We start from the raw sequence: 12,580 nt of genomic DNA on the forward strand, positions 1-12,580 counted from the left end.
TCCTCGTAAAAAGTAAAATAGCGAAATTGGACACCAGACTGCTTTAAAATAATGAAGAGCAAAGCATTTAGTCTCCAGCTACCGAGAGGGTTTGGATTCTAAGGCATGTACTTTTTTTAATGAGGAATCCCGAACAATGATTTCTGTACCCAAAACTGTTATTTCGGAAAGATCCGTGTCATAATTTTGACCCGAATGGTCTAGGATGCGTCTTGCAGAAATGGCCCCCATTTTAGCAGCAGGATGCGATACGGTGGAAAGTGAAGGCTGCACAATGGAGGCAATTGGGTCGTCGTTGAACCCAATTACGGCAAGTTCATGTGGAACATTCACTCCCATCTTCTTTGCGCACATAATGGCACTAACCGCCGCAGTATCATTAGCTGAAAATATGCCATCTGGGGGATTCTTCATTTTAAGAAGCTTTTTGGTCACCTTATCGCCTTCCTCAAAACTCATGGTCTTAAAGTATATGATCAGGTCTTCCTCAATGGGCAGGCCATTTTCCCGGAGGGCATCCAAATATCCTTTTTTCCGTTCCTCATAAATATTCCTGTGCTGGGCACCGGCAAAATGAGCAATTCGCTTGCATCCCTGCTCAATTAAATGTTTGGTGGCCGAGTACCCCGCTGTGTAATTGTCAATGACCACCTTATAGGAATTAAAATTGTCTGGGACCCTATCCACAAAAACCGTAGGGATTCCCTTATCTATAAATTTCTGGAAGTGTCCCATGTCAATAGTTTCCATGGAAAGAGAAACCACAAGACCCGTAATCCGGCTATCATAGAGCGCATTACAATTACTTATCTCGTTTTCATACTTATCATTGGACTGGCTGATCAAGACATTGTACCCCGCTTTACGGGCAGTTTCCTCGATGCCGCTGATCAAGGATGCCATAAAGGGCCTGTTTATCCGGGAAATAAGTACCCCAATGGTATTGCTTTTGTTGTTTCTCAGCCCCGCAGCCAAATTGTTGGGTCGATATCCCATCTCCTCAGCAGCTTCCTTGATTAACTTTATGGTCTTCTTACTGATACTCTTATGATTGTTCAAAGCTCTTGAAATAGTCGAGGGAGAGTAATTCAATTCTTTGGCGAGATCATAGATGGTAACCTCCTTTTTAATCTTCATCTGTCAAAATGCGGTTAGGTTATTCAAGTCCAAGAACAAAACAGACCTGAATTTCAAGTTACTAAATTAACTTTTAGTTTCTTTTTTAGAATATTATTTTTTCAATTGTTAGCACTACACTTTTACTAACAGAAAAAAATCATTTGTTAAAAAACCACAATCTACATTAAATTATTTAAAGAAATAAATTTACGCAATCGATTCCGTTGCCTATATTTGAAAAATTGTATCAAAAAATTACTCAATTTCGATTTATGCATTGGATAGGATTCGATATTGGTAGTTCCTCCATCAAAGCGGCCCTGATCAATGCCGATGATGGCAGTGTACTGGACGTTGCACAATATCCCAAAAAAGAAATGCCCATTTTATCAATAAATCTGGGCTGGGGCGAACAAGACCCCGAGCTTTGGTGGAAGCATTTATGTACCGCTACCCAAGAGCTGATTTCCAACAACAAAATTTCCAAAAACGATATTAAAGGTATTGGAATATCGTACCAAATGCACGGATTGGTGACGGTTGATAAAAACCTTCAGCCTTTAAGGCCTTCCATTATTTGGTGCGATAGCCGTGCTGTGGAAATTGGAGAGCAACTTTTTCAGACTTCGGGAATCGATAAATGTGTGGAACATCTCTTGAATTCCCCTGGAAACTTTACCCTGTCCAAACTAAAATGGGTCAAAGACAATGAGCCGGACACTTTTAAAAAAATACACAAGTTCATGTTGCCGGGTGATTATATTGCTCTAAAGCTATCCGGTTCATGTGTTACCACTCCTTCGGGACTTTCTGAAGGTATTCTATGGGATTTTAAGCAAAACGACGTGGCCTCGTGGTTGTTGGAAGACGCCGGCATTGACCCCAACCTTATTCCCGAGGTTCGCCCTTCTTTTTCAGAACAGGGTGTGGTCAGCAAACAAGGGGCACAGGAATCTGGATTGCCCGAAGGCATTCCCATCATGTACCGTGCGGGTGACCAGCCCAACAATGCGTTGGCCCTAAATGTGATGGATCCCGGAGAAATTGCTGCTACTGGAGGTACTTCTGGTGTGGTCTATGCCATCTCGGGCCAAAAAAATACACAGGAACATACGAGAATCAACAGTTTCGCGCATGTAAATCATACCGAAGACAACATTAGAATTGGTAAATTGCTTTGTATCAACGGAACAGGAATTCAATATAGCTGGATCCGTAATGAGTTGACCGATGCACTATCGTACAACAACATGAACGAACAAGCCGAATCCGTGTCAATCGGCTCGGAAGGACTTCATATCCTACCTTTTGGAAACGGAGCAGAACGTATGCTGAACAATAGTAACAAAGGATCTCGGATTTTAAACCTCAACTTTAATGTACACAAAGCCCCCCATATTTTTAGGGCCGCATTAGAAGGTATTGCCTTCTCTTTTGTGTATGGCATGGAAATCCTTAAAAATGATGGGGTGGATATTGCCTCCATTAAAGCAGGAAATGATAACTTGTTCCGGGCGGGTATTTTCTCAAAGACCATCGCCACATTGACGAATAGTCAGATTGATATTGTGGAGACCACTGGAGCTGTGGGTGCCGCACGAGCAGCCGCTTTCGCTTTTGGAGATTTTAAAAGTATTGGCGAAGCAACGGCAACGGATGCCATACAACTGACTTATCAGCCTGATGGCCCAACTGAGAAATATGTTGAAGCTTACGGAGAATGGAAAAAAGAATTAGAAGAATATATTGACAATTGAATAACTTAAAACTATGATTACTAAAGGAGACAAGGAATATTTTAAAGGTATAGGGAAAATCGCTTTTGAGGGAAAAGGTTCGGACAATCCCCTATCATTTAAATATTACGATGAGAACAAAGTGGTCGCTGGAAAGACCATGAAAGAACATTTCAGGTTTGCCATTGCGTATTGGCACACCTTCACTGGGGTTGGGAGTGATCCATTTGGGGCACCTACCCAAGAATTTCCATGGTTGACCAGTGCCGACCCTATTCAGTCGGCCAAGGATAAAATGGATGCGGCTTTTGAGTTCATCACCAAAATTGGCGCTCCTTATTATTGTTTTCACGATGTGGATTTAATTGATGAGGGCAGCACCTTGGCAGAATCTGAAAAAAGATTGCAGATCATTACGGATTACGCCCAAGAAAAAATGGATGCCTCTGGAGTAAAATTGCTTTGGGGTACCGCCAACTGTTTCAGTAATCCAAGATACATGAACGGTGCAGCCACCAATCCCGATTTTGATGTGCTTGCCTACGCTGGTGCCCAAGTAAAAAATGCACTGGATGCCACTATAAAATTGGGTGGTGAAAATTATGTTTTCTGGGGAGGTCGTGAAGGGTACATGTCCCTTTTGAACACCGATATGGGTCGGGAACAAGACCACATGGCCCGTTTCCTTCACATGGCGAAAGACTACGCCCGTAAACAAGGATTCAAAGGAACCTTCTTTATTGAGCCCAAGCCTATGGAGCCCACCAAACACCAATACGATTTTGATTCGGCCACCGTTTTGGGTTTCTTGACCAAATACGACCTTTTGGATGACTTTAAACTGAACATTGAGGTGAACCACGCTACCTTGGCGCAGCATACTTTTGAGCATGAACTTCAGGTTGCCGCCGATAACAACTTGTTGGGAAGTATTGATGCCAACCGTGGGGATTACCAAAATGGATGGGATACCGATCAGTTCCCAGTAGATGTATACGAACTTACCCAAGCGATGTTGGTGATTCTTCAAGCTGGTGGTTTCCAAGGGGGTGGTATCAACTTCGATGCGAAAATCAGAAGAAACTCTACGGACCTCGAGGATATCTTCCATGCCCATATCGGTGGAATGGACACTTTTGCAAGGGCATTATTGGCTGCAGACAGCGTATTGGAAAATTCCAATTATATTAGTCTCCGTAAAGAGCGATATAGTTCATTCGATTCTGGTACCGGAAAAGCGTTTGAGGATGGAAAGTTGAGCCTTGAAGACCTTCACGGTCACGCGTCTGCCAACCAAGACATCAAAAAACGTAGTGGTAAGCAGGAACTGTTTGAGAACATTATCAATCAGCACATCTAACGAACAATAACTAAGCAAACTAACAACAAATACTTATGGAATCAGTTTTAGAGAGGCCGGATTGGATAGTCCTTGGCATCTATCTTTTGGCCTTAATAGGTGTGGCCGTTTGGGTGGTCGCCCAAAAGAACAAGAATACGGAAGACTATTTTCTTGCAGGTCGTAATGTGGGGTGGTTCGTCATTGGAGCCTCCATTTTTGCGTCTAACATTGGCTCGGAACATGTGGTTGGACTGGCCGGTACAGGATTTGAATCGGGTACACCCATGGCCCATTACGAGCTACACGCTTGGATTGTCTTACTGTTAGGCTGGCTGTTCCTTCCCTTCTACATTAGAAGTGGAGCCTTTACCATGCCCGAGTTTCTCGAAAAACGATTCGATAGTCGTTCCCGTTGGTTCCTTTCCATATTTTCCTTGATTGCCTATGTGTTAACCAAAGTTTCCATCACCATCTATGCCGGTGGTATTGTGGTCTCGGAACTTTTAGGAATCCCTTTTTGGTACGGTGCCATTGGAGTGGTGGTCTTTACTGGAATCTATACTGTTATTGGCGGAATGAAGGCTGTGATATATACTGAGACCTTACAGACTGTAATCCTCATTATGGGGTCTTTGATCATTACCTATTTGGGCCTACAGGAAGTTGGGGGTTGGGGACAGCTAAGGGAAACCGTTACTTCTGTGAGTCCTGACCATTTTAATATGTGGCGCCCCATGAGCGACCCACAATTTCCTTGGACCGGACTATTGGTTGGGGGAACCATTGTGGGGATTTGGTACTGGTGTACGGATCAGTATATCGTACAGCGTACATTGGCCGCAAACAATATTAAAATTGGAAGACGGGGAGCTATTTTCGGAGCGTATTTGAAATTGATGCCCATTTTAATTTTCTTGGTACCTGGTATCATTGCGTTTGCTCTTACTATTCAAAATCCAGAAGTCTTTAATGTGGATCGTGCAGATAGGGCTTTCCCCATGTTGGTAAAAACATTGCTTCCCGTTGGATTGAAAGGATTGGTTGCTGGTGGATTGATGGCGGCCTTGATGAGTTCATTGGCCTCCGTGTTCAACTCATGTTCCACTATTTTCACTATCGATATCTATAAAAAGCTTCGACCTGAAAAATCTGAACGTGAACTATTGACTATTGGTAAGATCGCTACCGGGATCATTGTAGTGCTAGGTATCATTTGGATTCCCATTATGGACAAAATTGGAGGTGGGGTCATGTACCAATACCTTCAAAATGTGCAATCGTACATTGCTCCTCCAGTGACCACAGTTTTCCTATTGGGTATTATCTGGAAACGTGTCAATTCCAAAGCGGCCATCACCACACTTTTGGCTGGGTTGGTCTTATTGGTGATGCGTTTAGGGTCAGAAATCTATTATCAGCCACAGATTGCAGCGGGTGAAGATGTTTCCGGCTTTATGTTTGCCTTTGCCACAGTAAACTTTGCCCACATGGCCATTTTCATGTTTATTTTCTCTGTTGCATTGTGTATTGCGGTGACCTTGGCCACAGCACCTCCAAATTACGCATTGATCAAAGGATTATCCTTCGGAACATTGTCAACTGAAGATCGTGCAGCAAGCAAGGGAAGTTACAGCACCATTGATGTTGTGTTATCCGTTTTACTGGTGATTATAGTGATTGGAATTCTATCTTACTTTACCGGTTAGTAGAATTGCCTAAATAAACAGAACAAAAAAAGCCCAGAAATATTCTGGGCTTTTTTTATATCCTTTTCGTTTTTCACTCCTCGAAGTCTATTACTTTGTAATAAGCTTTTTTAGGTTGGAACTCCTCATTGAACAACAAGGGATAGTTTTTTCTTCCGCGAACAGGAAAGTTATCCAACCATGAATGCCGATCTGAGATGTTCCAAAAAGTCACCCCAGTGAGCGTGTCTCCAAAATCTCTAAAAACGCGAAAGAGCATCTCGTACTGTTCAATCTGTTTCTGCTCCTGCTCGGGTTTAAAGGCATCATCCTCATCCTTGGGCAGGGGATCCCTCTGGCTGTGTTCTTTATGATAAACAGAAACATCAAGCTCGGTGATTTGTACTTCAACCCCCAAAGAAGCATACTTCTCAATGGCATCCCTTAGCTCTTGTTCAGTGGGCTCATAAATGGAAAAGTGCCCTTGGATTCCTATCCCATGAATGGGAACCCCAGCATCTTGAATCATTTTTACCAGCTTGTAAATTTTGTCTCGTTTTATGGGATGTACGGCACTATAGTCGTTGTAAAACAACTTTAGGTCAGGGTCTGCTTCATGGGCGTACTCGAATGCCTTAATGATGAAATCCTCACCGCATATTTGATACCACGGAGAGTCTCGTAAAAACTCATCTTCATTGTCTGAAATGGCCTCGTTGACCACATCCCAAGCATAAATCTTGCCCTTGTACCGCTTTACCACCGTGGTGATATGATCTTTTAAACGTTGGAGCAATACCTCCTTGCTTACCTGATTTCCATCGTCGTCTTTGAAAAGCCAATTCCCGGCTTGGTTGTGCCAACAAAGTGCATGACCCCGTAACTTTAGGTTATGTTGTACCGCAAAGTCGGCAATCTGATCCGCGTACTCCCAATTGTATCGATTTTCTTCTGGATGGATTGGACCCATTTTCATGACATTCTCGGGCGTCATACTATTGAAATGCTTTAAGATCAATTCGGCGCTTTCTCCTTCCAAGGCTCTTGGTGAAACCGCTACCCCAACAGGAAAATGATCCTTGTAATAATCCTTAAGACCTTTTTCTGATGTTTCTTCTTGGGAATATCCCATAAAAATTGCCGATACCATGGCTAGTACCGTTAACAAAAAGCATTTAAGCTTGCTGTTGTCTGATTTTGTGTTCATTTGTAAAATTTTAAGTGCAAAAGATTGATTATCAGTGATTCTTTCAAAGATACTGAAAAGTAAAACAATCGATTGCATAAAAGTGTAGTCCAGCGGAAAAAGTGCAATCCCGCTTTATCCCAAGATATTTTTTAGAAAATGGTCTTTATAGGCACGGCCCAAGGGTATTTTTGAGCCATCGATAAGGTAAACCAGATTTCCCGATATACGGTCTATTTTTTTTGTATTCACAATATGCGATTTGTGAACTTGGAAAAAATGGGGCGGTCCCAAAATATCCACCCAATGGCGTAAGGGCTCATTGGAAAGTACCTTTCTTTTATCGGTACGGATTTCTGTGTAGTCAGAATCAGAAGAAATGGCTAGAATGTCATCTACGGAAACCTTGATGTGTTCGTGGCTGGATTTGACATAAATCTCACTAATTTGATTTGATGTAACGGCTTCTTCGTGTTCTTGTTTCATGCTGGCCTTGTTCACCGCCTGTAAAAAGCGTTGAAAGGAGAACGGTTTTAGTAAATAATCCACCACGTTGAGATCATACCCTTCCAAAGCATATTCAGAAAAAGCAGTGGTGAGGATCACATGGGGGGCACTGGGAATGCTTTTTAAGAACTCTATACCATTTATCTTGGGCAAGTGGATGTCCAGGAACATCAAATCCACCGGTTTCTCATTCAAAAATTCCATGGCCTGTAATCCATCGGAAAATGTTCCCACCAACTCAAGATGGTTGACATCTTCAATGAATTTTTTAAGAATTCGTTGGGCAGGCGGTTGATCTTCAACAATTATACATCTCATATTCCTTTATGCTTTTTCGAGTTCCAGCCTTAGGTATACAATATAAGAGTTGTTTTCTTCATTTATCTCCAAACGGTGTTTGTTGGGGTATAAAAGTTCCAATCGCTTTTGAACGTTCCGCAGCCCAATTCCCTTGGCTACCGTATCCAAACTGGGTACGGACTCAAAGTTGTTCTTACAATGAAACTCTAAAACGGAGTCGCTCATTTTTACGGAAATATCTATTTCAATATCTGAAGATTGCCCAGATTGACTGTGTTTAAAAGCATTTTCTATGAACACGATCAAAATAAGTGGCGCAATCTTATAGCCAGACTTTATATTGACCGTTTCAAAATTAACATCTCCCCTGTTCTCAATCTGAAGTTTATACAAGCGTATAAAATTATCCAGTTGCTCAATTTCCTTTTTTAGGGAAACAAACTGCTCTTTGGATTCATACAGCATATACCGCAATACCCCACTCATCTCCAAAATAATCTCTGGGGTCTTAGGTGAATTCTGCAATGCGTAGGAATAAAGGTTGTTCAAGTTGTTGAACAAAAAATGGGGGTTGATCTGCGATCGCAAGAACTGGAGTTCACTTTCTTGGATGGTGGATTGAAGTTCGTCTATCTCATCTTGTTTCTGAAGTGCATCCCAACCAAACTTACAACCGGAAAGCATGATCATAGTGGGCAATACCGTCAACAAAGAAACGTATATGCCAGGGAACTTGTCACCTCTTGGAGTGCCGGCAAAGAAAATGGGTTCCAAAATCAATTCTTCAATACCAATAACGCAAGTTACCACAACGGCGAACCCGAGAAAAAACTGCCAATATTTTTTTTTGTACAAATACTTGGGCATTAAATAGTAGGTTACAGAAACCGTGGCAAGACTATAAAATAGTCTAAAAAGTACTTTATCCACATTAATGGTTGCTCCTTCATTTCTATCAAAAGAAAAGAAAAGCAGTATGATGACATGCAGTACAATTTGAAAAAAAAGCTCTTTTCTAGAAATCAATTCGGTTCAATTAAATCAAGAATCAAAACTATGGATAATAACTGTGCGGAGAAAAACTGTTTCGCCAACAACAAAGTTAAGCCCATGAACAACACCTTAGCTATAGTTTTCTCCAAACCAGTTGATTAGGGGCAAACCTAGGTCGTTCACAGAAAATTGTTTAAACTTCCATGAGGTTTCACCAAATTGATCCTTTAATTTTAAGATCAAGGTTTTAAATATTAGTATACTTTAATACCTGAAACAAATAATACGAGCACTAACACTAAAATTCAATCACAACATGAAAAAAGTAACATTAATTTTTGCATTAGTATTCGGTTTGGCCGCCACTGCACAGTCCACATGGAAATCTGATGCAGCCCACTCCAAAGTGGGGTTTGCCATTACCCACCTTATGATTTCTGAAGTTGAAGGCCATTTTGGGGAGTTTGACATTACGGCCACAGCAACGGATGCTTTTGAAGATATCGCCTTTACCGTTGATATTAAGACCACAAGTATAGATACCGATAACTCCAGAAGGGATGATCATTTGAGAAGTGATGATTTTTTTGCGGTTGAAAAGCACCCATCCATTACTTTTAAAACCACAGGGTATGAGAAAACAGGGGACAAAACCTTTTCATTGACGGGAGATCTTACCATGCACGGTACTACAAAACCCGTAACCTTGGAAGGAAAGGTAAACGGTATCATAACCGACCAACGAAGCCAAAAATTAAAGGCCGGCCTTAAAATTACGGGCACCGTGAACCGATTGGAATTTGGTGTGGGTGGCGACACCCCTTCTTTGGGGGATGATGTAGACCTTACCATTAACCTTGAAATGGCACAACAATAACATCAGAATAAAAAATGACTTTAAAAGGGCCAAATTGTCTTTAAGATTTGGTCCCGCTTTTTTTAATGGGGCTATTTTTGCCCCAAAGTTCAAATTATGGGAAGAAAATCAGAAAACACATTCAGGGAAATCCATCGCTACCTAGGGTTCTTTTTGGCAGGCATCATGGCTGTTTATGCCATAAGTGGCATTGTGCTCACATTTAGAAACACGGATTACATGAAGAGTGAAGTACAAATGCAGGCCACCCTGGAACCTAATCTCCAAGAGGAAGCCTTGGGTGCCGCTTTAAGAAAAAGAGGGTTTAAGGTCGATAAAACCGAAGGTGACCTCATGTATTTTAACGGGGGAACCTATAACATAAAAACCGGTGAAGCTTCCTATACTGAAAAACGTTTGCCCAAAATTTTGGACAATATGAACAAACTCCATAAGATGCACTCTGGCCACCCCTTGTTCTGGCTCGGTATTTTCTTCGGACTTGCGCTTTTGTTCTTTGCGGTATCTGCCTTCTTTATGTTCCGGCCCAAAGCTCCCATTTACAAAAACGGGCTGTATTTTGCCGCAGCGGGTTTTGTATTGACAGTGATATTGCTATTTGTATAGTCTTTTTTACTGTCTAAAGCCCTAAACTATCAAAAAAAGTGGCTTTGTAACTATCCCCAATAGGAATCCTTACGTCATTAATCACAATCCGGTTTCTCTGAACGGTTTTAATGGAAGCGATGTTGACCACAAAGGATTTGTGTACCCGTAAAAATTGACTTGATGGAAGCTTATCCAGAATTTCTTTGAAACTCATTAAGGTGAGTATGGTTTTGTTGGTTCCTGCAATATGAATTTTGAGGTAATCCTTCAGGCCTTGAATGTATTCAATATCATCCAAATTGATTTTTACGCTCTCGTATTCCGCCTTTACAAATATATACTCATTGGATTGCCCCGTTTGTCCATGCGATGGAAATACATTGTTGCTCACGGGAGTTGCATTTCTATAGGCCAAAATTTCCTTGGCCCTAGAAATGGCCTTGATGAATCTATTGTAGGGTATAGGTTTTACCAGATAATCTATGGCATTCAGGTTAAACCCTTCAACAGCATATTGGGAGTAAGCCGTGGTGAATATGAACATAGGAGTATTGTCCAACGATGTAATAAAATCAATACCATTGATTTGTGGCATTTCAATATCACAAAAAATAAGGTCTATCTTTCTTTCCTTGATGACTGAAATGGCCTCCAGCGGATTGGTAAATGTGCCCTCCAATTCCACAAAATCCACTTTCTGGCAATACTCCATTAAAACATCAATTGCCAAAGGCTCATCATCAATTATAATACACTTCATTTGTTCTTGGCTTTTGTTTGCTCATTATTACGTATCCAAAGTCATATCCACAACAAAGGTTTCGCCATCATCAGAAATATGCAGCCTGTGCGAATCTGGATATAACAATTTCAGTCTGTTTTTAATATTTTCCAAACCCACTCCTGAATTTGGATCTTCCTTTCTTTGGACACCTATCTTGTTTTCCACCCTAAAATGAATGGAATTGTTTGCAATGGTAAAATTGATATCCACATAGGTTTTGCCCTCATAGTCTGTTCCATACTTAAAGGCATTCTCAATAAACGAAATAAAAAGCACCGGAGGTATCTCTTTGCCTTTATACTCTCCTGATATTTTAAGGTTGACATTGGCACTGTCCGAAAGTCTTAGTCTCTGTAGCTGTACATAGTTTTTAATATATTCCAATTCCTTGCCTAAAGGAACCATTTCTTTATCGGTCTCGTACAACATATACCGCATAAGCTCGGACAGGGATATTATGGCATCGGACGCAGTTCGCGAATTTTTTACTGTTAAGGAATAAATGGCATTGAGCGAATTGAACAGAAAATGTGGGTTCAACTGGGTCTTTAAAAACTGAAGCTCTGAACTCACCTTCTCATTTTCAACCTTCTTTCTTAAATCCTCATTTTTACGCCATTCCAAATACACTCTAAGAAAGGCACTCACAAATATGGGAGCACTCAAATTCAACATTGTGATCAACTCTCGGATAAAGCGACCATCATAAGGCATGACATCTCTTCTTGGGAAATTTGGGGGCGGTGGTATCTTTGGTTCCGGCATAACTACATAATTTATGACCAGTCCTATACCTATGATCAATAAAAGGCAAATAAAAATATAGTGTAGGGTTTTCTTTTTGAGCAATATCTTGGGTACCAGTAAAAAATAATTGAGGTAGAATAACAGCACCACGAGTATTAATCGGAATGCAAAGTTTGGTGGCACCTGTCTTAATTGAAAAAAGAAGGGAAAAAGGAAAAAGCCATATACCAACGCCCATAGTAGAACATGAATAAGGAAAATCCGTATATGTCTCTTCTCCAAGGCCATAAACAACAATTAATCCTCCAAAATTACAACATCCAATGCTTCAATCTCGCTTTGGGTAATTTCTGGGGAAACTCTTTTCGTTATCTTTTCCATGACCAATTTGGCTACGCGTCTTGCATCAGTAGGCGAAGTAAAAGGTTTGGTGCCATGCACCGCAGGAATAAACTCCTGTTTAATGAGCACTCTTTCCCCATGATAAATCTGATAGCCATACCCCTCGCCGGCCAGAATTACCTCCGCATGGATTTTAGAATCTTCCTTAACAGGCTCTGTGAACATTTCAACAAATCCGTAATAGGCTAACGCCATAAACAACACTGTAACGATTATAATCCCTGTTACTCGTAGCATATTCCTTAAATAAAATAGTAATGGGGCCAAGATGGTATTTGGTGACCCCATTACATCAACAAACGTAAGCTAATTTC

12 protein-coding genes are annotated in these 12,580 nt (G+C 41.1%); 5 read left to right on the plus strand and 7 right to left on the minus strand.

Annotation, left to right across the window (positions count from 1 at the left end; all coding sequences use genetic code 11):
• Positions 1-78: 78 nt before the first annotated feature.
• Positions 79-1,137: a LacI family DNA-binding transcriptional regulator gene (locus J0X14_RS00300; protein ID WP_207095770.1), complete on the minus strand. Its 1,059-nt coding sequence runs from the start codon at positions 1,135-1,137 to the stop codon at positions 79-81.
• A 254-nt stretch (positions 1,138-1,391) separates the two neighbouring features.
• On the opposite strand from J0X14_RS00300, the gene J0X14_RS00305 reads away from it, so the two are divergent.
• The 3 genes from J0X14_RS00305 to J0X14_RS00315 are packed head-to-tail and all read left to right on the plus strand — an operon-like array spanning position 1,392 to position 5,903.
• Positions 1,392-2,876 carry a xylulokinase gene (locus J0X14_RS00305; protein ID WP_207095771.1) on the plus strand — a complete coding sequence of 495 codons (1,485 nt, stop codon included), beginning with the start codon at positions 1,392-1,394 and terminating at the stop codon, positions 2,874-2,876.
• A 13-nt stretch (positions 2,877-2,889) separates the two neighbouring features.
• Positions 2,890-4,215 (plus strand): xylose isomerase, encoded by a 1,326-nt coding sequence (xylA, locus tag J0X14_RS00310; protein ID WP_207095772.1) that lies wholly within the window; start codon positions 2,890-2,892, stop codon positions 4,213-4,215.
• 35 nt (positions 4,216-4,250) lie between these two features.
• Entirely contained in the window at positions 4,251-5,903 is a 1,653-nt protein-coding gene (locus tag J0X14_RS00315) for a sodium:solute symporter (protein ID WP_207095773.1), read from the plus strand.
• Between the two features lie 73 nt (positions 5,904-5,976).
• Here J0X14_RS00315 and J0X14_RS00320 read toward each other — a convergent pair whose 3' ends face one another.
• The 3 genes from J0X14_RS00320 to J0X14_RS00330 all read right to left on the minus strand — a co-directional run bounded on the left by J0X14_RS00320 (position 5,977) and on the right by J0X14_RS00330 (position 8,901).
• A complete protein-coding gene (locus J0X14_RS00320) occupies positions 5,977-7,089 on the minus strand; it encodes an endo-1,4-beta-xylanase (protein ID WP_207095774.1) in 1,113 nt (370 codons plus the stop codon).
• Between the two features lie 114 nt (positions 7,090-7,203).
• A complete protein-coding gene (locus J0X14_RS00325; RefSeq protein WP_207095775.1) occupies positions 7,204-7,893 on the minus strand; it encodes a LytR/AlgR family response regulator transcription factor in 690 nt (229 codons plus the stop codon).
• Positions 7,894-7,899: 6 nt separating this feature from the next.
• A complete protein-coding gene (locus J0X14_RS00330; protein WP_207095776.1) occupies positions 7,900-8,901 on the minus strand; it encodes a sensor histidine kinase in 1,002 nt (333 codons plus the stop codon).
• Positions 8,902-9,184: 283 nt separating this feature from the next.
• On the opposite strand from J0X14_RS00330, the gene J0X14_RS00335 reads away from it, so the two are divergent.
• Complete coding sequence (locus J0X14_RS00335; protein ID WP_207095777.1) at positions 9,185-9,745, plus strand: YceI family protein; 561 nt, start codon at positions 9,185-9,187, stop codon at positions 9,743-9,745.
• Positions 9,746-9,841: 96 nt separating this feature from the next.
• Positions 9,842-10,351, plus strand: a complete 510-nt coding sequence (locus J0X14_RS00340) for a PepSY domain-containing protein (RefSeq protein WP_207095778.1) — start codon at positions 9,842-9,844, stop codon at positions 10,349-10,351.
• 13 nt (positions 10,352-10,364) lie between these two features.
• Here J0X14_RS00340 and J0X14_RS00345 read toward each other — a convergent pair whose 3' ends face one another.
• From J0X14_RS00345 to J0X14_RS00355, 3 genes are all read right to left on the minus strand, one after another.
• The gene (locus J0X14_RS00345; protein ID WP_207095779.1) at positions 10,365-11,093 is read right to left on the minus strand and encodes a LytR/AlgR family response regulator transcription factor; all 729 of its coding nucleotides are present in this window, start codon (positions 11,091-11,093) and stop codon (positions 10,365-10,367) included.
• 27 nt (positions 11,094-11,120) lie between these two features.
• Complete coding sequence (locus tag J0X14_RS00350; RefSeq protein ID WP_242527874.1) at positions 11,121-11,882, minus strand: sensor histidine kinase; 762 nt, start codon at positions 11,880-11,882, stop codon at positions 11,121-11,123.
• A 279-nt stretch (positions 11,883-12,161) separates the two neighbouring features.
• The gene (locus J0X14_RS00355; RefSeq protein ID WP_207095781.1) at positions 12,162-12,461 is read right to left on the minus strand and encodes a DUF4907 domain-containing protein; all 300 of its coding nucleotides are present in this window, start codon (positions 12,459-12,461) and stop codon (positions 12,162-12,164) included.
• Positions 12,462-12,580: the final 119 nt, after the last annotated feature.

It is taken from the genome of Allomuricauda sp. CAU 1633 (genome assembly GCF_017313225.1).
Classification (GTDB): Bacteria; Bacteroidota; Bacteroidia; order Flavobacteriales; family Flavobacteriaceae; genus Flagellimonas.